Genomic DNA, 22,107 nt, shown 5'->3' on the forward strand with positions numbered 1-22,107 from the left:
TCGCGGTCAGAGCGGCGACGCGGCGTCGTCGTCCCAGCCGGCGGTCGCGGCGGCCGCGCGGTGGCGCCGGCGGTCGATGAACCGGGCGATGATCTCGGAGAGCAGGAAGAGCACCGTCATCGGAACGGCGAGGAACAGCATCGAGATCGGGTCGGTCGACGGGGTCGCGACCGCGGCGAAGATGAAGGTGCCGATCACGATCCAGGAGCGGTACTGGCCGAGCTGCTTGCCGGTGACCACGCCGGCCAGGCTCAGCAGGATCACGAAGAGCGGGATCTCGAAGGCGATGCCGAAGACGAGCAGCATCCGGATCAGGAAGCTGTAGTACTCGTTGAACTCGATCAGGTTGGCCAGCCCCGACGGGGTGAAGCCGATCAGGACCTCCAGGCCCTTCGGCAGCACGTAGTAGCCGACCAGGACCCCGAAGAGGAACAGTGGTCCCGCGGTGCCGACGAAGACCATCGTCCAGCGCTTCTCGTGCGGGTGCAGCCCCGGCAGGATGAACGCCCAGATCTGGTAGAGCCAGTACGGGCTGGACACCAGCAGCGCTGCGGTCGCGCAGAGCTTCAGGTTGAGCATCAGCGGCCCGGCGGCGCCGCGGATGTAGGCCTCGGACTGGACCGACTCGCCGAGCGCCTTGCGCGCCTCGTTGTAGGGGTCCATCACCAGCGCGAGCAGCTGGTCGTAGAAGAAGAACGCCACCACCAGCAGGACGGTGAAGACGAGCAGCGAGCGCAGCAAGCGGGCGCGCAGCTCGCGGAAGTGGTCGGCGAGCGCCATCCGGCCGCCCTCGCCGACGGGGGTCGCGGGCTTGATCCGGAACAGGCCGACGACGCCCGTCAGGGTGGACATGGTGGGGTGGCTCTGGCCGTTCAGTCGGTGGGCTTGGTCTGGCGCTCGGGCTCGGTCAGCCCGGTCTGCTCAGCCTGTCCCTGCTCCAGCGGCTTCGGGGCCGCGGTCGTCGCGGTGGTGGTCTCGTCCTCGTCGTCGTCCATCAGGCCCTTGGTCTCGGCCTTGAAGATCCGCAGCGCACGGCCGGAACCACGGGCGAGCTCGGGGAGCTTCTTGCCGCCGAAGAGGAGGATGACGACCGCGAGAATGATGATGATCTCGGTGGGGCCGATTTGCCTGAACACAGCGTTCCTCATTCCGTCCGGGTGGAGCTGTCGTCGTCATCGTACGCCGTGGCCTGTTGCAACCGGAGCGCATCCAGGGCGACCGCGCGCACCCGGTCGGCGAGCTCGGCCGGCGCCAGCACGGTCATCCCGTTCCCGAACCGGAGCGCCAGCCGGAGCAGCCAGCGCTCGTCGGCGACCGCGAGGGTGACCTCCAGCGCCCCGCCGGCGGCCTCCGTCGCCGAGGTCACCGGGTAGTACTCGGCGAACCAGCGCATCGGCGGAGCCAGCAGCAGCCGGACCTCCAGGTCGTCCGGGCCCGCCTCGAAGAGGCCCTCGGCCAGGTCGCGCGGCTCCAGGTCGTTGGTGGCGCGTGCCGTGTCGAGCATCCGGGCGGTGGCGATCCGGTCGACCCGGAACAGCCTACGGCCGCCGGCCAGGTGGCACCACGCGTCCAGGTAGGTGCGGCCGTCGCGGCGCAGGACCGCGATCGGGTCCACGACCCGTTGGGTGGTCTCGTCCCGGGTCGGGACGTAGTAGTCCAGCAGCACCTGCCGGTCGGCGTCGATCGCCCGGTCCAGCTCCGAGCGCGCGGCCAGCACCGCCGGGCGCGCCTCGGGGAGCTGCACCTCCACGAGCGGCGTGGAACCCTCCTCGGCGGCGGCCTCGAGCTTGCCGAGGGTGCGTTCGACGACCTCGCGGGAGGCCGCCGGGCTGGCGTCGAGCAGGGCCCGGAGCGCGACGATGAGCGCGGAGGCCTCGTTGCTGCCCAGTCGCAGCGGGCGCGCCAGGAAGTCGGCGTTGTCGATCCGGACCAGTCCGTCCGGGTCGTCGAGGAGCGACTCGACGTTGATGTCGATGAGCTCGGCCGGCCCGAAGCCGGGCAGGCCGCACATGTAGAGCACCCGGAGGTCCTTGAGCATCTGCTCCGGGGTGACGCCGAAGTCGGCGGCCACCTCCTGGAGCGGGACCTCGCCCCGGGTCTGCAGGTACGGCGCCAGCGCGAGCAGGCGCGCCAGCTGATCCTTCGTCGACGCGCCGCTCACGAGGCCTCCCCGACGTGCTCGAGCCGGGCGAGCACCGCGTCGCGCAGCGCCGCCGGGGCGACCGCGACCACGTCGCCGAGGTGGGAGACCACGTCGCCGGCGAGCTCGTCGGCGGAGTACATCGCCACGGTGAGCCGGTCCCACCCTTCGGTGCCGTCGGGTCCGGTGACCGGGCCGTCGACCGCGGCGGCCCGCCGCCGGAGCATGCCCGCGCTGTCCTTCCGGGCGAGCACGACCGCCTCGGTCTCCGGCCGGGTCGGCGCGAGGCTGGCGGTCAGCGCCCGGACGTCGGTGCCCGCCGGGACCTCGAACGAGCCGGGCTTCCCGGCAGCCACGACCGCGCCCTCGATCCGGCTCAGCCGGAACATCCGCGGGCCCTGCCGGTCGCGGTCGAACCCGATCACGTACCAGCGCTCCCGGGACGTGACGACTCCCCAGGGCTCCAGGGTGCGCTCGGTGGCCGTCTCGTCGCCCGGGCGGCGGTAGCCGAAACGCACCGGGGTCCGGCTCATCGTCATCGCCCACATCGCGTCGAACGCGGGCTCGTCCACCTCGACGCGGGGCTGGAGGACGTCCAGGGCGTCGCGGTCGACGTCGTACCCGGCGGCGCGCAGCTTCACCAGCGCGTTCGAGGTCGCCGAGGCCAGGCCGGCGTGCTGCCAGACCCGGGCGGCCAGGCCGAGCACGGCCACCTCGTCGGGCTCCAGGTCCAGCTCGGGGAGCTCGAAGGCGTCCCGGCCGATCCGGTAGCCCTGCTCGTCCTCGAAGAACTTGTCCACGAACCCGAGCTCGATCGGGATGCCGAGCGCGCGCAGCTCGGCCTTGTCGCGCTCGAACATCTTCTCGAAGGCCTCGTCGGAGGCCTCCTGGTAGCCCTCGATGACCTCGCGGATGCGTTCCTTGGTCACGTAGGTGCGCGAGACGAGCAGCATGATCACCAGGTTCATCAGCCGCTCGGACTTGGTCGCGGTCATCAGCTCACCCCCAGCACGTCGATCACGTAGGCGATGGTCGCACTCCCCGGGATCGCGGGCGGACTCCCGGCCGCCTTGAACGAGAGCCGCGGCGGTGCGAGCACCAGCAGCCGGCTCCCCCGGCGTACGCCGACCAGGGCCCGGTCCCAGGCCTCGGTGACCGCGTCCACCCCGATCGGCACCAGCGCGGGCTCCTTGGTGAACGTGTCCTCGAACGGGTACGCCGCGCCCCAGACCTGCCCCAGGTAGTCGACGGTCACCAGGCTGTCGTCGCGGACCGCCGGCCCCGTGCCGGTCACCAGGGGGACCACCACGAGCCGGCCGGGCTTCGCCACCCCGCTGGTGTCGATCCGGTCCGGGAGCCCGTCGCGCTCGACGACCCGCGGGAGCGCACGCCCGGCCGGGTCTGCGCCCAGGCCCTGGGAGCCGAGCGCGGGCAGCACCTCGGTGGGCGGGACGGCGACCACGTCCGCCACGAGGACCACCGGGTCGCCCGGGTCGATCCCGTACTGCGGCGCGCCGGCGTCGCCGTAGGCGTCGTCGCCGGTGACGGTCAGCACCAGCCGGCTGCCCTGCCGCTGGCCGACCAGCGCCTTGCTCAGCGCCGGGAACAGCGTGTCGTCGGTGTTCTTGACCGCCATCGGCACCTGGCCGGGGTCGTAGGTCGAGATCGCCTTCTTGCCGGTACGGGCGTCGTACATGGTGAGCTGGAGCACGAAGAGCTGGTCGACCTGGACCGGGGCGCCGGTGCCGGCCACGACGGTCTCGGTCCGGGTCCCGGTCACCTTCAGCGGCGCGGCCATCCGCACGGCCGGCGCGGCGCCCGGCTCACCGGTGACCGTGAGCCCGGTGATCGTGCCCTCCGCGGCCCGCACGTCGTCGCGGTCCACGCTGCCGCTGCAGGCGCTGACCCCGGCCGCCAGCGCGAGCGCGAGGACGGCCGACAGCACGGCGGGGGCGGGACGGGGCGGCACAGGCACGCGCACAGGCTAGCGACCGGCGGGGGCCGGTTTCACATGCCGTCGATGAGTCGCTCGACGCGCTCGTCGTGGGAGCGGAACGGGTCCTTGCACAGCACGGTCCGCTGCGCCTGGTCGTTGAGCTTGAGGTGGACCCAGTCGACGGTGAAGTCGCGGCGCCGCTCCTGGGCGCGCTTGATGAAGTTGCCGCGCAGGCGGGCCCGGGTGGACTGCGGCGGGACCGACTTGGCGCCGAAGACCGCCAGGTCGTTGGTGACCCGGCTGACCGCGCCGCGCTTCTCCAGCAGGTAGTAGAGCCCGCGGTCGCGGTGGATGTCGTGGTACGCCAGGTCCAGCTGGGCGATCCGCGGGTGCCCGAGGGTCAGGTCGTTCTGCATCCGGTACCGCTCGATCAGCTTCCACTTGATGACCCAGTCGATCTCGCGCTCGACCAGCGACAGATCACCGGACTCGACCGCCTTGAGCCCGCGTTCCCAGAGGTCCAGGCTGCGCTCGATCACCGGGGTGTGCAGCTCGCGCCGGTCGACGAAGTCCCGCGCCCGGCTCAGGTACTCCATCTGGATGTCCAGCACGCTGGCCTCGCGGCCGTTGGCGAGCAGCACCTTGCGGCGCCCGGTCATGTCGTGGGAGATCTCCCGGATGGCACGGATCGGGTTCTCCATCGTGAGGTCGCGCATCACCACGCCCTCCTCGATCATCCGGAGGACCAGGTCGCAGCTGGCCACCTTGAGCATCGTGGTGGTCTCGCTCATGTTCGAGTCGCCCACGATGACGTGCAGCCGGCGGAACCGCTCGGCGTCCGCGTGCGGCTCGTCCCGGGTGTTGATGATGGGCCGCGACCGGGTGGTCGCGCTGGAGACGCCCTCCCAGATGTGCTCGGCGCGCTGGCTCAGCGAGTACGACGCCCCGCGCGGCGTCTGGATCACCTTGCCGGCGCCGACGATGACCTGGCGGGTCACCAGGAACGGGATCAGCACGTCGGCGAGCTTGCTGAACTCCCCGTTGCGGCTGACCAGGTAGTTCTCGTGGCAGCCGTAGGAGTTGCCGGCCGAGTCGGTGTTGTTCTTGAACAGGTAGACGTCCCCGGAGATGCCCTCGTCGTGCAGCCGGCGCTCGGCGTCGATGAGGAGGCCCTCGAGGATCCGCTCCCCGGCCTTGTCGTGGGTGACCAGGTCGACGATGTCGTCGCACTCGGGCGTCGCGTACTCGGGGTGGCTGCCCACGTCCAGGTACAGGCGGGCACCGTTGCGGAGGAAGACGTTGCTGCTGCGGCCCCAGCTCACGACCTTGCGGAACAGGTAGCGGGCGACCTCGTCCGGCGAGAGACGCCGCTGCCCCTTGAAGGTGCAGGTGACGCCGTACTCGTTCTCGATCCCGAAGATCCGCCGGTCCACACCTCCAGCCTAGGGGCTGGCACCCCAAACGTCAGCGACTCGCTCAGGCGAGCATGCCCTCCAGGGCCTCCGCCCGGAGGCGCCGGAACTTCCGCGGGAGCACCCGGGTCCGGTCCAGGACGGCCACTTCGAGGTCCTTCGCGGGGATCGAGCGCTGGTCCGTCTCGGTGTGCCCGAGGGCGGTGACCGCCAGCCGGAGCGCTCCGTTCAGGTCCAGACCAGGGGTGAAGTGCTCCTGCAGGTACGACGCCACCGAGTCCGCATCACCGCCCATGGCCGCGAAGTCGTGCTCGTCGGCGACCTGGCCGTCGTAGGTGAGCCGGTAGATCTGGTCGTCCTCGATGCTGTCGCCGACCTCGGCCACGAAGATCTCGACCTCGTAGGGCTTCTCGCCGCCGGAGGAGAAGATCGTGCCCAGCGTCTGCGCGTAGGCGTTCGCCAGCCCGCGGCCGGTGACGTCGCGCCGGTCGTAGGAGTACCCGCGCAGGTCGGCGAGCCGGACGCCCGCGATCCGCAGGTTCTCGAACTCGTTGTAGCGGCCGACCGCCGCGAACGCGATCCGGTCGTAGATCTCGGAGACCTTGTGCAGCGCCTGGGACGGGTTCTCGCTGACGAACAGCACGCCGTCGGCGTACTGGACGACCGCGACCGAGCGGCCCCGGGCGATCCCCTTCCGGGCGAAGTCCGCCCGGTCCTTCATCAGCTGCTCGGGGGACACGTAGAACGGCATGCTCATCGGGAGTGGCCTCTCAGTTCAGGGCCGCGGCCGGGCCGTCGGGACGGATCATCCGGCCGGCGACGATCGTGTCGGCGATCGCGGCCACCTCGCCGTCGGGCATCCGCTCCTGACCCTCGGCGGTGATCACGTGCACCACCGGGAAGATCCGCCGGGTCAGGTCGGGCCCTCCCGTGGCGGAGTCGTCGTCGGCGGCGTCGTACAGGGCCTGCACGACCGCGGTGACGCAGCCCTGCACGTCGAGGTCCTCGCGGTACAGCTTCTTCAGCGCGCCGCGGGCGAACATCGAGCCCGAGCCGACCGAGTGGAACGCGGTCTCCTCGTAGCGCCCGCCGGTGACGTCGTAGCTGAAGATCCGGCCCTGCTCGGCCCGCAGGTCGTAGCCGGCGAAGAGCGGCACCACGGCCAGGCCCTGCATCGCCAGCGCGAGGTTGTTGCGGATCAGCGCCGAGAGCCGGTTCGCCTTGCCGTCCATCGAGAGCGTGGTGCCCTCGATCTTCTCGTAGTGCTCGAGCTCGGTCTGGAACAGCCGGACCATCTCGACCGCGAGGCCCGCGGTGCCCGCGATCCCGACGCAGGAGAACTCGTCGGCCGGGAAGACCTTCTCGATGTCGCGCTGGGCGATGATGTTGCCCATCGTGGCCCGCCGGTCACCGGCCATCACCACGCCGCCCGGGAAGGTCGCCGCGACGATCGTGGTGGCGTGCGGTGCCATCTCGGCGGCACTGCCCTGCGGGAGCGTGCGGCGCGCCGGCAGCAGCTCGGGGGCAACCTCGCCGAGGAAGTCCGCGAAGGAGGAGGAGCCCGGGGTCAGGAAGGCGTTCGGGAGGCGGGCGTCGTCGCCGCGCCGGGAGTCGGGGCTCACTGGCCGCCCTTCTGGATGAACGACTTCACGAAGTCCTCGGCGTTCGTCTCCAGGACGTCGTCGATCTCGTCCAGGATCGCGTCGATGTCCTCGTCGAGCTGTTCCTTGCGCTCGGCGACGGCGTCCTGGGAGGCCTTGGTCTCCTCGATCTGCTCGTCCGCCTCGGACGACTTGCGCGGCTGCTTCTGTTCCTGTGCCATGCGCTCGTTCCCTCCACTCGCCGTCGGTCGCTTCTCCGGCCGTCACTCCGACCCTAGCGAGTCAGGGCAGAGAAAAGGGCCAGAGCCGTCTCACTCGCGTCGATGAGCTCGCCGACGTGCGCCTTGCTGCCGCGCATCGGGTCGATCGTGGGCACCCGCTGGAGCGAGTCGTGGCCCGGCAGGTCGAAGATCACCGAGTCCCAGGACGCGGCCGCGATGCTGTCGGGGTACTTGTCCAGGCAGCGACCGCGGAAGTAGGCGCGGGTGTCCGACGGCGGGTCGTGCATCGCGGCGGTGATCGCGTCGTCGTCGAGCAGGCGCTTCATCCGGCCCATCCCGACCAGCCGGTGGTAGAGCCCCTTCTCGGGACGCAGGTCGGCGTACTGCAGGTCGACCAGGTGGAGCTTGGCGTTGTCCCAGTCCAGGCCGTCGCGGTCCCGGTAGGACTCCAGCAGCTTGAGCTTGGCCACCCAGTCCAGCTCGTCGGCGCACTCGAACGGGTCGCGCTCCAGCCGGGTGAGCACCGACTCCCAGAGGTCCATCACCGCGCGGGTCTCTGCGGGCACGTCGTCGCCGTGCCGGTCGGCCAGGTACGCCGCGACCAGGTGCAGGTACTCCCACTGGAGCTGGACCGCGGTGAGCGTGCTGCCGTCGTCCCGGGTCAGCAGGTACGACAGCGAGGGGTCGTGGGAGACCGCGCGCAGCGACGCCACCGAGTGCTGCACGGTCAGGTCGTGGGTGATCCAGCGGTTCTCGATCATGTCGAGCACCAGGGCCGTGGTGCCCACCTTGAGGTAGGTGGAGATCTCCGACAGGTTGGCGTCGCCGATGATCACGTGCAGCCGGCGGTACTTCTCCGGGTCGGCGTGCGGCTCGTCGCGGGTGTTGATGATCGGCCGCTTCAGGGTCGTCTCGAGGCCGACCTCGACCTCGAAGAAGTCCGAGCGCTGCGCGATCTGGAAGCCGTGCTCGCGGCCGTCCTGGCCGATCCCGACCCGGCCGGCGCCGCAGACGACCTGGCGGGAGACGAAGAACGGGATCAGGTGGCGGACGATGTCGCCGAACGGGGTCGAGCGCTGCATGAGGTAGTTCTCGTGCGCGCCGTACGACGCTCCCTTGTTGTCGGTGTTGTTCTTGTAGAGCACCAGGTCGGGCTCCCCGGCCACCGAGGCGAACCGGCAGGCGTCCAGCGCGATCTGCTCCCCCGCCTTGTCCCAGAGCACCGCGTCGAGGGGGTTGGTGACCTCCGGCGTCGAGTACTCCGGGTGGGCGTGGTCGACGTACAGACGGGCGCCGTTGGTCAGGATCACGTTGGCCAGCCCGAGGTCCTCGTCGGTGAGCTGGCTGGGGTCGGCGGCCTCCCGCGCCAGGTCGAAGCCGCGGGCGTCCCGCAGCGGCGACTCCTCCTCGAAGTCCCACCGGGCCCGGCGGACGTGGAGCTCGGCGCTGGCGTAGGCGTTCACCAGGCGCGTGCTCGCGACCATCGGGTTGGCGTGCGGCTGCCCGACCACCGAGATGCCGAACTCGGTCTCGGTCCCCATGATGCGTCGCACCGTCATGTCGCGAAGGGTACGCGGCAGGCTCGAAAACGCGCGCCGACCGGCTCGGAACGCCCGGAATCGGTTGGTGCTGCGTGTTAGCCTGCCGAGCAGTCCAACGGGGAAACCACCCGTCACCCAGGGGGAATCCAATGCTTGGCCACGTCATGACTCGGCATGCACGCCACGCCACCGTCCTCGCTCTCGTCCTCTCCGGCAGCCTGCTGTTCGGCGCTCTCGGCGACGTCGCCGGCGCCGCTCGTTCCGAGGACGGGACGACCCCGCCCCCGGCCTCCAGCAGCACGTCCCCGACCGCGCCGGGAGGCGAGTCCGTCACCGCGGACGACCCGACCCCGCCCCCGCCCAGCACTCCCGTCGCCGCCGGAGACAGCGTCGTGGTGGCCCGCGGCCGGTCGACGACGGTCGACGTGCTGGCCAACGACACCTGCGGCGGCGTCACCCCGTGCCCGCGCGCCTCGCTGACCGCCATGGCGGTGGTCGTGAAGCCGCCGTCGGGGATGGCGGTGTCGCTCAACCCGACGACCGGCGCGCTCAACCTGGCGATCGCCTCGAACGCCGCGATCGGCGTGAAGTCGGTCACCTACCGGATCACCGACGCCAACGGCTCCGCGGACGGCGCCGTCTCGATCCGCGTCGTCTACCCGCCGCTGGACAGCTACAACCCGCCGGCCGGGACCAAGTTCAGCCACCCGTTCCGGAAGAGCTACCGGAACCGGATCTACAACCAGATCATCCGGACGATCAACAGCGTGCCGTACGGCGGCCAGATCCGGATCGCGAGCTGGTCGTTCTCCAGCAAGAGGTACCTGACGGCGCTGCGCCAGGCGCACAACCGCGGCGTGAGCGTCCAGATCGTGCTCGCCCAGCGCAACGTGCCGGGGATCTCGGACTGGACCTCGCTGCGCTCGACCTTCGGCACCAACCGCAGCTCCCGCAGCTGGGTCTTCAAGTGCAGCTACTCCTGCCGGGGCGGCGCCGGCACGATGCACTCCAAGATCTTCCTGTTCAGCCAGGCCGCCGGCACCCGCTACATCACGATGACCGGCTCCGCGAACCTCACCGACTTCGCGATCAGCGGCCAGTGGAACCAGATGAACACGGTCACGAACAACCCGACCGTCTACAACCAGGCGGTCGCGGTCTTCGAGCAGATGCGCCTGGACCGGCCGGCGCCGTACGTCGAGCAGCGCACGCCCTCGATGTGGATGTACTACTACCCGCGCGGCAAGGCTGCCCCCGGCTACGACTTCGCGATGAAAGCCCTCGAGGACGTCAGGTGCACCGGTGCCGTCGACGCCGGCCCCGGCGGCCGCACCCAGATCCGGATCGCGATGTACGCCTGGTACGAGAACCGCGGCCGCTGGCTGGCCAAGCGGGTCCGGGCGCTCTGGGACCAGGGCTGCGACGTCCGGATCATCTACGGCATCGCCGGGAACACCGTGAAGAACACGCTGTACTCCCCCAAGGGCCGCGGCCGGATCCCGATGCGGCAGATCCTCCTCACCAACAAGGACGAGGATCCGATCTACTACATCCACGACAAGTTCGTCGCGGTCAACGGCCACGTCGGCGCGGTCCGGAACTCCACGTTCGCGCTCCAGGGGTCCTTCAACTTCTCCGACCTGGGTTTCCGGTCCGATGAGAACTTCCAGCGACTCATCGGTAGGGTGCACTACAACCAGTACCGCGATGACTTCAACCTGCTGTGGCGGGACCCGCAGGCGCGGGCTCCCTCGCCGACCAGCGTCATCAAGAACGTGCAGCGGACCGCTCCTGCGGAACCGGCGCTCGGAACGGGCCGGTACGCATACATGGAGGCCGACTAGCAGTGCACGGGGTAACGATGGACCAGCGACGCGCGCGGACGATCCGAGCGGTCGTCGGGACGGTGGCGATGGCGCTCGCGTGCACCCTCGTCCCCGACCTGGCGCTCGCCGCCGAACCGGTCCCGGCCCAGGTCCGGGCTCCCGTCGTCGCCACCCCGGCGTTCGCCGCCGCCCCCGTGGTCGCCGCGGCCGCTGGTGCGGTCAGCACGCTGCGCACGCCGGACCACTTCACCCCGCCGCAGGGCGTGAAGTTCAACCACTGGAACATCAAGCGCTACCGCTACGTGATCCGCCGTCACATGCTGCGCACGATCAACTCGGTGCCGAGCGGCGGCACGATCCGCTGGATCGTCTTCTCCTTCGGCGAGACCAAGATCTACAACGCGCTCAACGAGGCCCGCAAGCGCGGCGTGAGCGTGCAGATCCTGGGCAACTTCCACAACCGTGAGACGTGGGAGCCGTGGCGGAGGATGGAGCGGACCTTCGGCACGTCCAAGGTCCGCAAGGGCAAGAACCCCGAGCGGATCAGCTGGGCGCGGATGTGCAGCAAGTCCTGCCGCGGCTGGGGCGGCCACGTCCACCTCAAGCTCTTCCTCTTCAGCAAGGTGGGCAACGCCACCGGCGTGACCATGTACGGCTCCTGGAACCCCACCTGGGTCGCCAACGACCGGCAGTGGAACCACCTCGAGACCACCTGGGACCCGACCACCTACGCGCAGTACCTGCGGATCTTCCGGCAGGCCAAGCGCGACAAGCCGGTTCCGGCCGCTCACTTCGTCGCCGGCGGCAACGAGCACTGGGTCTTCCCGAAGACCGGGACCCGCGCATCGAACGACCCGGTCAACGTCGACCTGGCCAAGGTCCGGTGCACCGGCGTCACGAACGGCACCGGCAACGGCGGCCGGACGATGATCCGGATCGGGATGTACGCCTGGTACGCCGCGCGCGGCGACTGGCTCGCCCGCCGGGTCCGTGCGCTCTGGAACCAGGGCTGCGACGTGGCGATCATCTACGGGATCATGAGCGACCGGGCCCGCCGGACGCTGTACAGCCCGTCGGGCCGCGGCCGGATCCCGATGAAGCAGGCGATGGTCCCCGACGCGAACGGCGTCCCCTACCGCTACCTGCACGACAAGTTCGTCGTCCTCAGCGGCGTCTACGGCACGCAGACCGACGCCCGGGTCACCTGGGCCGGGTCGACGAACTTCTCCAACCTCGGCTTCTCCGCGGACGACATGACGGTGCGGACGATGAACCCGGCCGTCGCGGGCGGTTACTTCGCCGACTGGCGGATCACCTGGAACGGCCCGAACGTGCACGCCCCGCACCCCGGCGGTGTCATCCACGCCGAGGGCCGCACCGCGGACGGCCGCTACTCCAACCAGCTGCCGACGCCGCTGGGCACCGGGATCTACCGGAACCTCGAAGCAGACTGAGCGCCGGGTTTCGAGACGGTCGCTGCGCGACCTCCTCAACCACCGGTGGTGCAGCAGCGCCGCGACCCCGCTGGTCGAGGAGCGCCTCGACCCCCTGGTTGAGGAGCGCCGCCAAGGCGCGTCTCGAAACCCCGGACGTCAGAGGTACTGACCCGTATTCGCCACGGTGTCGATCGACCGCCCCGGCTCGGTGCCCTGCTTGCCGGTGATGAGCGTGCGGATGAAGACGATCCGCTCGCCCTTCTTGCCGGAGATCCGGGCCCAGTCGTCCGGGTTGGTCGTGTTCGGGAGGTCCTCGTTCTCCTTGAACTCGTCGACGCAGGCCTGGAGCATGTGCTGGACGCGCAGCCCCTTCTGGTCGTTGTCCAGGAGGTCCTTGATCGCCATCTTCTTGGCCCGGTCGACGATGTTCTGGATCATCGCGCCGGAGTTGAAGTCCTTGAAGTACAGAACTTCCTTGTCACCGTTGGCGTAGGTGACCTCCAGGAAGCGGTTCTCGTCGGTCTCGGTGTACATCCGCTCGACGGTCGCGGTGATCATGCCGGCCACGGTCGCGTTCCGGTCCCCGCCGAACTCGGCGAGGTCGTCGGCGTGCAGCGGCAGCTCCGCGGTCAGGTACTTGGAGAAGATGTCCCGCGCCGACTCCGCGTCCGGCCGCTCGATCTTGATCTTCACGTCGAGGCGCCCGGGACGCAGGATCGCCGGGTCGATCATGTCCTCGCGGTTCGAGGCGCCGATGACCAGGACGTTCTCGAGGAGCTCGACGCCGTCGATCTCGCTGAGCAGCTGCGGCACGATCGTGTTCTCGACGTCGGAGGAGACCCCGGAACCGCGGGTGCGGAACAGCGAGTCCATCTCGTCGAAGAACACGATCACCGGGGTGCCCTCGCTGGCCTTCTCACGGGCCCGCTGGAAGACGAGCCGGATGTGCCGCTCGGTCTCGCCGACGTACTTGTTGAGCAGCTCGGGGCCCTTGATGTTGAGGAAGTAGCTCTTCCCCTCCTGCCCGGTCTTCGCGGCGACCTTCTTGGCCAACGAGTTCGCGACCGCCTTGGCGATCAGCGTCTTGCCGCAGCCCGGGGGGCCGTACAGGAGCACGCCCTTCGGTGGCTTGAGCTGGTGCTCCTTGAACAGGTCGGGGTGCAGGTACGGCAGCTCGACCGCGTCGCGGATGGCGTCGATCTGGCTGCTGAGGCCGCCGATCGCGTTGTAGTCGATGTCGGGGACCTCTTCGAGGACGAGCTCCTCGACCTCGGACTTCGGGACCTTCTCGTAGACGTAGCCGGAGCGGCCGTCCAGGAGCAGGGAGTCTCCCGCCCGCAGCTTCTCGTGGCGCAGCGGCTCGGCGAGACGGACGACCCGCTCCTCGTCGGCGTTGGCGATGACCAGCGCGCGCTCGCCGTCGGCGAGCAGCTCCTTGAACATCACCACCTCGCCGATCTCCTCGAACTCGAGGGCGGCGACGACGTTGAGCGCCTCGTTGAGCATGACCTCCTGGCCCTTGGTGAGGCCGTCGAGGTCGACGTTCGGGCTGACCGTCACGCGCAGCTTGCGGCCGCCGGTGAACACGTCCACCGAGTCGTCCTCGTTGCGGGCCAGGAAGGTGCCGAAGCCGGTCGGCGGCTGGGCGAGCCGGTCGACCTCCTCCTTGAGCGTCATGATCTGGTCACGGGCGTCCCGGAGCGTGCCGGCGAGCCGTTCGTTCTGGGCCGTGACGGCCGCGAGCGACCGCTGGGTGTCGATGAGCCGCTGCTCCAGGAGCCGCGAGCCCTCGGGCGTCCCGGGTGCATCCGCGAGCCTGCGTCGCAGCTCCCCGACCTCGGCCTCGAGGTACGAGACCTGGCTGAGCAACTGCGCGGTGTCCTGTCCTTCAGCGCCAAAGCCTGTCATCGGACCTCACCTCCACTGGAGCGTTCTCTGTTTCGACCCTACCCGCGTGCGACACCCCTTGTTCAACAGATTCGTCACGTGTTGGCCACCCTGTAGGAGAAACGGCCGACGAATCCCGCCATGACGCGGAACGGCCCGGCCGGGGCTCAACCCGGGGTGTGCTCGCCGTTCTCCCCCACGCCGACGGGCCGCGGGCCGCTGTAGTCCTCGCCGTAGGCGCCCGGGGCCGGACGGCGCTTCTTCCGGGGGGCGGGGTTGCCCGGCGCCATCCGCCGGGCGGTCACCAGGAAGCCGGTGTGGCCGTTCATCTTGTGGCTCGGCCGGACGGCCAGCCCCTCGACGTGCCACTCCCGGACCAGCGTCTCCCAGGGCTGCGGCTCGGTGAACTCGCCGTGCGCGCGCAACGTCTCGACCGTGCGTCCGAGCTGCGTCGTGGTGGCGACGTACGCGACGACGACACCGCCCGGCGCGAGCGCGTCGGCCACCACGTCCACGCACTCCCACGGCGCCAGCATGTCCAGCACGACCCGGTCCACGGTGCCGGGGCCCTCGACCCCCGGGAGCGCCTCGACGAGGTCGCCCACGGTCAGCTGCCAGGCCGGGTGGTCGCCGTCGAAGAACTGGGTGACGTTCTTGCGGGCGACGTCGGCGAACTCCTCCCGGCGCTCGAACGACGAGACCCGTCCGGTCGGCCCGACCGCGCGCAGCAGCGAGCAGGTGAGCGCCCCGGACCCGACGCCGGCCTCGACCACGGTCGCGCCGGGGAAGATGTCGGCCATCGCGACGATCTGGGCGGCGTCCTTCGGGTAGACGACGGCGGCGCCGCGCGGCATCGAGACCACGAACTCGTTGAGCAGCGGCCGGAAGACCAGGTACTCACCGCCCGACGTCGAGGTGATCGTGAATCCCTCGTCCCGGCCGATCAGGTCGTCGTGCTCGATCCCGCCGCGGTTGGTGTGGAACGACTTGCCGGCCTCCAGGCAGATGTTGTGCCGGCGGCCCTTGGCGTCGACGAGCCGGACCCACTCCCCGGGGCGCAGCGGTCCGCGACTCACGCCGGACCAGGAGTGCGCTGCAGGGTCGGTCACGGGGTTCTCCTCGTCATCGGGGGTTCTGGTGGTCAGGCTGGTGCTGTCAGGGTGGTTCACCGGCGCGAGGCCGCCTCGAAGGCGGCGTCGACGTCGGCCGTGGCCAGGAGACCATAGATCGCGCCGTCCGGTTCGACCAGCAGGTACTCCGAGGCGGGCGTACGGGCCATCGCCCGGACCAGGTCCTCGCCGCTCAGGTCGGCGGGCAGCACCAGGCCGTCCTGCAGCGACCGGGCGATCGTGCTGACCGGGACCCAGGCGCGCCGGTCCTCGGGCGTCGAGGTCAGCGCCGCCTCGCTGACGATCCCGGTCGCCTCGCCGGCCGAGGAGAGCACGAGCAGTCCGCCCGCGCCGGCCTCCTGCGCCCGGCGCACCGCCTCCGCGGTCGGGAGGTCCTCCGGTACGGCGACCACGCGCCGCGCGAGCGGTCGGGCACGCAGCGCCGGGAGCCGGCGGCGGATCTTGGCGCTCGTCATCGAGGCGGTCGCCCCCGCCCACAGGAATCCGGCGATGATGCAGGCGAAGAGGTAGTCGACGACGGTGGTCTGCACGTCGAAGACCGAGCGTGCGACCGCCGGCCACAGCAGCGCCAGCAGTGCCGCGACCCGGCCGCCCCAGGCCGCCACCACGGTGCCGTCGTGGACGTTCCCGCTGATCCGCCAGACGGCCGCCCGGAGCACCCGCCCGCCGTCCAGCGGAAGCCCGGGAACCAGGTTCAGCACCCCCAGGAGGAGGTTCGCCGCGGCCAGGCCCTCGAAGGCCATCCGGGTGAGCCCCTCGCGGAAGACGACCAGGGACGCGAGCGCCACGATGCCGAGGGCGATCGAGGTCAGTGGGCCGACGACGGCGACCTTGAACTCCTGCCCCGGGGTGGCCGGCTCGGTCTCGATCTCCGTCGAACCGCCCAGGAACTCCAGGCTGATCGAGCGCACCGGGAGCCCGAACCGGCGGGCCATCAGGGCGTGCGACATCTCGTGGAAGAGGATCGAGAGGTAGAGGAGCACGGCGAACGCCAGGCCGGCGACGTACTTGAGCGGGCCGAGGCCGGGCTCGACCTGCTCGACCCGCGGCGCGAGCAGGAAGGCGATCATCGCGGCGACCAGGAACCACGAGGCCTTGACGTAGACGTCCACGCCCCCGATGGAGCCCACCCGGAAGCTGCCCGGCGGGTGCGACGGGGGTCGGTTCTGGTCGGCGGCCACGGTGAAAACCTAGCGCGTCACCGGGACTGTCCCCGCCGCCGCCTAGGGTGGCGGACATGGTCAGGGCGCTGGACGAACGCACCCGCGGCACCGAGGTCGACGGGGTCGCGGTGCTGGGCGCGCTCTCCCCCAGCCGCGCCGGCGACTTCAAGACCTGTCCGCTGCTCTACCGGTTCCGCACCGTCGACCGGCTCCCGGAGCCGCCGTCGCGGGACGCGGCCCGCGGCACGGTGGTCCACAAGGTCCTGGAGGACCTGTTCGACCTGCCCGCGACCGACCGCACCCCCGAGCGCGCCGAGGAGCTGGTCGCCGCCGCGTGGGCGCAGGTCCAGGAGCTCGAGCCGCAGCTCGCGTCGCTGTTCGGCGCCCCTCAGGCGGAGCCCGGCGAGGAGCTGGCGGCCTGGCTGCAGAGCTGCCGGACGGTGCTGCGGCGCTACTTCGACCTCGAGGACCCCCGCAGGCTGGAGCCGGCCGAGCGCGAGCAGTACGTCGAGACGGTGCTCGACTCTCGGCTGCTGCTCCGCGGCTACGTCGACCGGGTCGACGTCGCGGCCGACGGGGCGATCCGGATCGCCGACTACAAGACCTCCCGGGCCCCTGCCGCCGGGTTCGAGGCGCGGGCGCTCTTCCAGATGCGGTTCTACGCGCTCGTGCTCTGGCGCACCCGCGGGGTCGTGCCTGCCGTCCTGCGGCTGCTCTACCTCGGCGACGGCCAGATCGTGGAGTACGCGCCGGACGAGCAGGACCTGCGCGCCACCGAGCGTCAGCTCGAGGCGCTCTGGGCCGCGATCGCGCTCGCGCGCGAGACGGGAGACTGGCAGCCGCACCGGTCGCCGCTGTGCGGCTGGTGCAGCTTCCAGGCGCTCTGCCCCGAGTTCGGCGGCACTCCTCCCCCGCTGCCCGCCTCACCCCGGACGGCTCGGTCAGAAGGTGACGACGCCGCGGCAGACCTGGCCGGTGGCGGGACGGACGGCCCGGAAGACGATCCGGTCGGCCCCTGAGGCGTTCGGGACGACCCGCCTGACCTCGAAGGAGCCGCTCCGGCCGGCCGTGCGGCGGACGCCGTCGTCGACGAGCACCCCGTTGTGCCGCAGCGTCCAGGTCCAGCGCTGGCCGACCCGGTTGCTGTCGACCTCGCCCTCGACCTCGAGGCGGCCGTTCTCGGGCGCGACCTTGACCTTCCAGTCGGCGCGTCCRCTGCAGTCGCCGCGCCGGACGACGCCGTCCTTGGCCTCGGCCGGCAACGCCAGGGTTCCGACCAGTGCAGCGGTGAGCAGCACGGTCCCGGTGGTGGCGATGGTCCTCATGGTTTCCCTCCCAGGTTGGGTCGCCCGGGATCCCCGAGCTACTCCAGGCTCTCCGGGAGCGGGTCCGAACCGCCATCGGGCAATGGTGCTAGTACCGCCAGGTCCGCCGGGCCGAGCCCGGCCAGGGTGTCGGCGAAGACGCGCCGCTCACCCTCCAGGACGGGGACGTGGTTGGGCACCACCAGGACCGTGCAGCCGGCGGCCTCGGCTGACTTCGCACCCGTGTTGGAGTCCTCGATAGCGACGCAGTCCTGAGGCGCCACGCCGAGCAGGCTCGCCGCCCGCAGGTACGGCTCAGGGTGCGGTTTGCCGACCCTCACCCGGTCACCGGTCACCACCGTGCGGAACGAGCCCTCCGGCAACGCCCGCAGCACCGGGTCGACGAAGCGCTGGTACGACATCGTGACCAGGCCGCACGGCACGCCCGCGGCGTTGAGGGCGGCGAGGAGCTCGACCGCGCCGGGCCGCCACGGCACCCGCTCCTCGACCCGCGCGATCACGCCGTCGAGCAACCGGTCCACCACCTCCGACGCCGGGAGCGGCACGCCCCCGTGCGTGCGGATGTACTCCGCGGACACGAGCAGGTCGTTGCCGACCAGGTTGAGCGCGTGCTCCATGCTCCAGGTGCCGCCGAACTCGGCGACGAGCGCGAACTCGGTCTCGATCCAGTAGGGCTCGGTGTCGACCAGGGTGCCGTCCATGTCCCAGAGGACGGCTGCCAGGTTTCGAGACGGGCCGTGCCGGCCCTCCTCAACCACCATGACGTCAGTCCTCCGGGTTGTAGCCCAGGTTCGGCGCCAGCCAGCGCTCGGCCTCCTGCATCGTCCAACCCTTGCGGGAGGCGTACTCGGCGACCTGGTCCTGAGCCAGCCGGCCGACGACGAAGTACTGCGACTGCGGGTGCGAGAAGTACCAGCCGCTGACGGCCGCGCCGGGCCACATCGCCATCGACTCGGTGAGCTCGATCCCGGCGTTCTCCGGCACGTCGAGGAGCTGCCACAGGGTCTGCTTCTCGGTGTGGTCCGGGCAGGCCGGGTAGCCGGGCGCGGGCCGGATGCCGACGTAGCGCTCGCCGATCAGGGCTTCGTTGTCGAGCTCCTCGTCGGCCGCGTAGCCCCAGAACTCCTTGCGCACCCGCTCGTGCATCCGCTCGGCGAACGCCTCGGCGAGCCGGTCGGCCAGCGACTCCAGCAGGATGGCGCTGTAGTCGTCGAGGGCGGCCTTGAACTCGGCGATCTTCGTCTGGCTGCCGAGGCCGGCGGTGACCGCGAAGGCACCGACGTAGTCGGCCAGCCCGGTCTCCTTCGGCGCGACGAAGTCACCCAGCGACCGGTTGGGGACGCCCTCGCGGTGCTCGCCCTGCTGGCGCAGGTTGCGCAGCACGTGCACGACCTCGGTCCGACTCTCGTCCGCGTAGATCTCGACGTCGTCACCGACGGCACTGGCCGGGAAGAAGCCGATCACGCCGTTGGCGGTCAGCCACTTCTCCTTGATCAGCCGGTCGAGCATGTCCTGCGCGTCGTCGTACAGCTTGCGCGCGGCCTCGCCGGAGGCGGGGTTGTTGAGGATGTCGGGGAACTTGCCCTTCATTTCCCAGGCGTTGAAGAACGGCTGCCAGTCGATGTACTCGCGCAGCTCGGCGAGGTCGTAGTCGCCGAACACGGTGGTGCCGCCGCGCCGGGGCACCGGCGGGACGTAGCCCTCCCAGGTGATCGGCGTCCGGTTGGCCCGGGCGGCGGTCAGGGTGAGCATCGGCCGCTCGTGCTTCTGGGCGTGCCGCTCCCGCAGCGCCGCGTAGTCCTCCTCGGTCGAGGCCAGCAGCGCCGGGCGCTGGGCGTCGGAGAGCAGCGCCGCGGCCACCGGCACGGACCGGGACGCGTCCTTGACCCAGACCACCGGGCCGGTACGACGCGGCGACACCTTGACCGCGGTGTGCGCCCGCGAGGTCGTCGCGCCACCGATGAGCAGCGGGATCTCCAGACCCTGGCGCTCCATCTCGGCCGCGAAGTTGACCATCTCGTCGAGCGACGGGGTGATCAGGCCGGACAGGCCGATGATGTCGGCGTCGACCTCCTTCGCCTTGTCCAGGATCGTCTGCGCCGGGACCATCACGCCGAGGTCGATGACCTCGTAGTTGTTGCACTGGAGCACGACGCCGACGATGTTCTTGCCGATGTCGTGGACGTCGCCCTTCACCGTCGCCATCACGATCGTGCCGTTGGTGCGCGCCGCGTCACCGGGCTGCTTCTCGGCCTCGATGTAGGGCAGCAGGTACGCGACGGCCTTCTTCATCACGCGGGCCGACTTCACGACCTGCGGGAGGAACATCTTGCCGGCGCCGAACAGGTCGCCGACCACGTTCATGCCGTCCATCAGCGGGCCCTCGATCACCTCGATCGGGCGCCCGCCGGCGGCGGAGATCTCGGCGCGCAGCTCCTCGGTGTCGTCCTCGACGAAGGCGTCGAGGCCCTTGACCAGCGCGTGCGTGATCCGCTCGCGGACCGGCAGCGTGCGCCACTCGTCGACCTTGGTCTCGTCGGCCTCGGCGTCGACGTTGAACTTCTCGGCGACCTCCAGCAGCCGCTCGGCCGCGTCCGGGCGGCGGTTCAGCACGACGTCCTCGATCCGCTCGCGCAGCTCGGGGTCGATCTCGTCGTAGACCACCAGCGCACCGGCGTTGACGATGCCCATGTCCAGGCCGGCCTTGATGGCGTGGAACAGGAACACCGCGTGGATCGCCTCGCGCACCGGGTTGTTGCCGCGGAAGGAGAAGGACACGTTGGAGATGCCGCCCGAGATGTGCACCCCGGGCAGGTTCTCCTTGATCCAGCGGCACGCCTCGATGAAGTCGATGCCGTAGGTCGCGTGCTCCTCGATGCCGGTGGCCAGGGCGAAGCAGTTCGGGTCGAAGATGATGTCCTCGGCCGGGAACCCGACCTCCTCGGTGAGGATCCGGTAKGCGCGGCCGCAGATCTCCTTGCGCCGCTCCAGGTTGTCGGCCTGACCGTCCTCGTCGAACGCCATCACGACCACGGCGGCGCCGTACTTGCGGCAGAGGCGGGCCTCGCGGACGAACTTCTCCTCGCCCTCCTTCAGCGAGATCGAGTTCACGATCGGCTTGCCCTGGATGTTCTTCAGGCCGGCCTCGATGACCTCCCACTTCGAGGAGTCCACCATGATCGGCACCCGGCTGATGTCCGGCTCGGCGGCGACCAGCTTGGTGAACCGGTCCATCGCGGCGACGCCGTCGATCATGCCCTCGTCCATGTTGATGTCGATGACCTGGGCACCGACCTCGACCTGCTGGGCGGCGACCGAGAGCGCGGTGTCGTAGTCCTCGGCCTTGATCAGGTTGCGGAACCGCGCCGAGCCGGTGATGTTGGTGCGCTCGCCGACGTTGACGAACAGCGAGTCCGCGGTGATGTTGAGCGGCTCCAGCCCGGAGAGCCGGGTCGCCACCCCGACCGTCGACAGCGCGCGCTGCTGCTTGCCCTCGACCGCCTTGGCGATCTCGGCGATGTGCGCCGGCGTGGTGCCGCAGCAGCCGCCGACCAGGTTGACCAGGCCCGCCTCGGCGAACTCGGCGATGTAGCCGGCCTGGCGCTCCGGGGACTCGTCGTACTCGCCGAAGGCGTTCGGCAGGCCGGCGTTCGGGTACGCGGAGACGTAGGTGTCGGCGATCCGGGAGATCTCGGCCAGGTACGGCCGCATCTCCGGGGCGCCGAGCGCGCAGTTGAGGCCGACGGCGATCGGCTTCGCGTGCCGCACGGAGTTCCAGAACGCCTCGGTGACCTGGCCGGACAAGGTGCGGCCGGACGCGTCGGTGATCGTGCCGGAGATGACGACGGGCCAGCGCCGGCCGCGCTCCTCGAAGAGGGTCTCGACCGCGAAGACGGCGGCCTTCGCGTTGAGGGTGTCGAAGATCGTCTCGATGAAGATGATGTCCGAGCCGCCGTCGACCAGACCGTTCGCGGCCTCCAGGTACGCCGCCACGAGCTGGTCGTAGGACACGTTGCGGGCTCCCGGGTCGTTGACGTCCGGCGAGATCGACGCCGTCCGTGTCGTCGGGCCGAGCGCGCCGGCGACGTACCGGGGCTTCTCGGGGGTGCTCATCTCGTCGCAGAGCTCGCGGGCCAGCCGGGCGCCCTCGTAGTTGAGCTCGTAGGAGAGCTCCTCCATGCCGTAGTCGGCCAGCGAGACCGCGTTGGCGTTGAACGTGTTGGTCTCGAGGATGTCGGCGCCGGCCTCGAGGTACTCGCGGTGGATCCCCGCGATGATGTGCGGCTGGGTCAGTGTCAGCAGGTCGTTGTTGCCGATGACGTCGCTGGGCCAGTCGGCGAAGCGCTCGCCGCGGTAGCCGGCCTCGTCGGGGCGGTCGCGCTGGATCGCCGTGCCCATCGCCCCGTCGATGACCAGGATCCGCTGCTCGAGGGCTGCGGTGAGCTCCTCGGTGCAGTCCGGGCGAAGGCGGGGCTCCCAAGCGTTCACG

Annotated in this window: 19 protein-coding genes; 3 read left to right on the top strand and 16 right to left on the bottom strand. The window is 70.5% G+C overall.

Annotated elements, in window-relative coordinates; all coding sequences use genetic code 11:
* Positions 1–6 precede the first annotated feature (6 nt).
* The 10 genes from tatC to dop are packed head-to-tail and all read right to left on the bottom strand — an operon-like array spanning position 7 to position 8,869.
* Entirely contained in the window at positions 7–852 is an 846-nt protein-coding gene (gene tatC / locus AB4Y76_RS11065; protein WP_441925126.1) for a twin-arginine translocase subunit TatC, read from the bottom strand.
* A 20-nt stretch (positions 853–872) separates the two neighbouring features.
* On the bottom strand, positions 873–1,136 hold the full coding sequence (gene tatA / locus AB4Y76_RS11070) for a Sec-independent protein translocase subunit TatA (RefSeq protein ID WP_441925128.1): 264 nt from the start codon (positions 1,134–1,136) through the stop codon (positions 873–875).
* A gap of 8 nt (positions 1,137–1,144) precedes the next feature.
* Entirely contained in the window at positions 1,145–2,161 is a 1,017-nt protein-coding gene (locus AB4Y76_RS11075; RefSeq protein WP_441925130.1) for a helix-turn-helix transcriptional regulator, read from the bottom strand.
* The gene (locus tag AB4Y76_RS11080; protein WP_441925132.1) at positions 2,158–3,135 is read right to left on the bottom strand and encodes a helix-turn-helix transcriptional regulator; all 978 of its coding nucleotides are present in this window, start codon (positions 3,133–3,135) and stop codon (positions 2,158–2,160) included. The genes AB4Y76_RS11075 and AB4Y76_RS11080 overlap by 4 nt, the downstream gene beginning before the upstream one ends.
* Positions 3,135–4,115 carry an FKBP-type peptidyl-prolyl cis-trans isomerase gene (locus AB4Y76_RS11085; protein WP_441925134.1) on the bottom strand — a complete coding sequence of 327 codons (981 nt, stop codon included), beginning with the start codon at positions 4,113–4,115 and terminating at the stop codon, positions 3,135–3,137. The genes AB4Y76_RS11080 and AB4Y76_RS11085 overlap by 1 nt, the downstream gene beginning before the upstream one ends.
* A gap of 32 nt (positions 4,116–4,147) precedes the next feature.
* A complete protein-coding gene (gene pafA / locus AB4Y76_RS11090) occupies positions 4,148–5,509 on the bottom strand; it encodes a Pup--protein ligase (RefSeq protein ID WP_441925136.1) in 1,362 nt (453 codons plus the stop codon).
* Between the two features lie 43 nt (positions 5,510–5,552).
* Positions 5,553–6,245, bottom strand: coding sequence for a proteasome subunit alpha (gene prcA / locus AB4Y76_RS11095; protein WP_441925138.1), 693 nt, complete (start codon positions 6,243–6,245; stop codon positions 5,553–5,555).
* 13 nt (positions 6,246–6,258) lie between these two features.
* On the bottom strand, positions 6,259–7,110 hold the full coding sequence (gene prcB, locus AB4Y76_RS11100; protein ID WP_441925140.1) for a proteasome subunit beta: 852 nt from the start codon (positions 7,108–7,110) through the stop codon (positions 6,259–6,261).
* Complete coding sequence (locus AB4Y76_RS11105; RefSeq protein WP_441925142.1) at positions 7,107–7,310, bottom strand: ubiquitin-like protein Pup; 204 nt, start codon at positions 7,308–7,310, stop codon at positions 7,107–7,109. The genes prcB and AB4Y76_RS11105 overlap by 4 nt, the downstream gene beginning before the upstream one ends.
* Positions 7,311–7,363: 53 nt before the next feature.
* A complete protein-coding gene (dop, locus tag AB4Y76_RS11110) occupies positions 7,364–8,869 on the bottom strand; it encodes a depupylase/deamidase Dop (protein WP_441925144.1) in 1,506 nt (501 codons plus the stop codon).
* A 146-nt stretch (positions 8,870–9,015) separates the two neighbouring features.
* Between dop and AB4Y76_RS11115 the strand changes: the two genes are divergently transcribed.
* Positions 9,016–10,695, top strand: a complete 1,680-nt coding sequence (locus AB4Y76_RS11115; protein WP_441925146.1) for a phospholipase D-like domain-containing protein — start codon at positions 9,016–9,018, stop codon at positions 10,693–10,695.
* Between the two features lie 17 nt (positions 10,696–10,712).
* Positions 10,713–12,131, top strand: a complete 1,419-nt coding sequence (locus tag AB4Y76_RS11120) for a phospholipase D-like domain-containing protein (RefSeq protein ID WP_441925148.1) — start codon at positions 10,713–10,715, stop codon at positions 12,129–12,131.
* Positions 12,132–12,269: 138 nt separating this feature from the next.
* Here AB4Y76_RS11120 and arc read toward each other — a convergent pair whose 3' ends face one another.
* From arc to AB4Y76_RS11135, 3 genes are all read right to left on the bottom strand, one after another.
* Positions 12,270–14,021, bottom strand: a complete 1,752-nt coding sequence (arc, locus tag AB4Y76_RS11125) for a proteasome ATPase (protein WP_441925150.1) — start codon at positions 14,019–14,021, stop codon at positions 12,270–12,272.
* Positions 14,022–14,167: 146 nt separating this feature from the next.
* Positions 14,168–15,109: a tRNA (adenine-N1)-methyltransferase gene (locus AB4Y76_RS11130; protein ID WP_441925152.1), complete on the bottom strand. Its 942-nt coding sequence runs from the start codon at positions 15,107–15,109 to the stop codon at positions 14,168–14,170.
* Positions 15,110–15,165: 56 nt separating this feature from the next.
* Positions 15,166–16,311: a site-2 protease family protein gene (locus AB4Y76_RS11135; protein ID WP_441925156.1), complete on the bottom strand. Its 1,146-nt coding sequence runs from the start codon at positions 16,309–16,311 to the stop codon at positions 15,166–15,168.
* A 56-nt stretch (positions 16,312–16,367) separates the two neighbouring features.
* Between AB4Y76_RS11135 and AB4Y76_RS11140 the strand changes: the two genes are divergently transcribed.
* A complete protein-coding gene (locus AB4Y76_RS11140; RefSeq protein ID WP_441925158.1) occupies positions 16,368–17,312 on the top strand; it encodes a RecB family exonuclease in 945 nt (314 codons plus the stop codon).
* Here the strand turns inward: AB4Y76_RS11140 and AB4Y76_RS11145 are convergent.
* The 3 genes from AB4Y76_RS11145 to metH are packed head-to-tail and all read right to left on the bottom strand — an operon-like array spanning position 17,235 to position 22,106.
* Positions 17,235–17,618 carry a hypothetical protein gene (locus tag AB4Y76_RS11145; RefSeq protein ID WP_441925160.1) on the bottom strand — a complete coding sequence of 128 codons (384 nt, stop codon included), beginning with the start codon at positions 17,616–17,618 and terminating at the stop codon, positions 17,235–17,237. The two genes, AB4Y76_RS11140 and AB4Y76_RS11145, sit on opposite strands and share 78 nt — an antisense overlap.
* A 38-nt stretch (positions 17,619–17,656) precedes the next feature.
* A complete protein-coding gene (locus AB4Y76_RS11150) occupies positions 17,657–18,379 on the bottom strand; it encodes an HAD family hydrolase (RefSeq protein ID WP_441925162.1) in 723 nt (240 codons plus the stop codon).
* Between the two features lie 4 nt (positions 18,380–18,383).
* On the bottom strand, positions 18,384–22,106 hold the full coding sequence (metH, locus tag AB4Y76_RS11155; protein ID WP_441925164.1) for a methionine synthase: 3,723 nt from the start codon (positions 22,104–22,106) through the stop codon (positions 18,384–18,386).
* Between the last annotated feature and the right edge of the window lies 1 nt (position 22,107).

Origin of the sequence: Marmoricola sp. RAF53 (assembly GCF_052114005.1) — a bacterium.
Lineage (GTDB): Bacteria > Actinomycetota > Actinomycetes > Propionibacteriales > Nocardioidaceae > Marmoricola.

Excerpts from the sequence above, each read along its gene's own strand:
- arc (WP_441925150.1), bottom strand. The coding sequence starts at position 14,021 with ATGACAGGCTTTGGCGCTGAAGGACAGGACACCGCGCAGTTGCTCAGC.
- AB4Y76_RS11080 (WP_441925132.1), bottom strand. The coding sequence starts at position 3,135 with ATGACCGCGACCAAGTCCGAGCGGCTGATGAACCTGGTGATCATGCTG.
- tatC (WP_441925126.1), bottom strand. The coding sequence starts at position 852 with ATGTCCACCCTGACGGGCGTCGTCGGCCTGTTCCGGATCAAGCCCGCG.
- dop (WP_441925144.1), bottom strand. The coding sequence starts at position 8,869 with ATGACGGTGCGACGCATCATGGGGACCGAGACCGAGTTCGGCATCTCG.
- AB4Y76_RS11150 (WP_441925162.1), bottom strand. The coding sequence starts at position 18,379 with ATGGTGGTTGAGGAGGGCCGGCACGGCCCGTCTCGAAACCTGGCAGCC.
- AB4Y76_RS11115 (WP_441925146.1), top strand. The coding sequence starts at position 9,016 with ATGACTCGGCATGCACGCCACGCCACCGTCCTCGCTCTCGTCCTCTCC.
- prcA (WP_441925138.1), bottom strand. The coding sequence starts at position 6,245 with ATGAGCATGCCGTTCTACGTGTCCCCCGAGCAGCTGATGAAGGACCGG.
- AB4Y76_RS11105 (WP_441925142.1), bottom strand. The coding sequence starts at position 7,310 with ATGGCACAGGAACAGAAGCAGCCGCGCAAGTCGTCCGAGGCGGACGAG.
- AB4Y76_RS11120 (WP_441925148.1), top strand. The coding sequence starts at position 10,713 with ATGGACCAGCGACGCGCGCGGACGATCCGAGCGGTCGTCGGGACGGTG.
- AB4Y76_RS11140 (WP_441925158.1), top strand. The coding sequence starts at position 16,368 with ATGGTCAGGGCGCTGGACGAACGCACCCGCGGCACCGAGGTCGACGGG.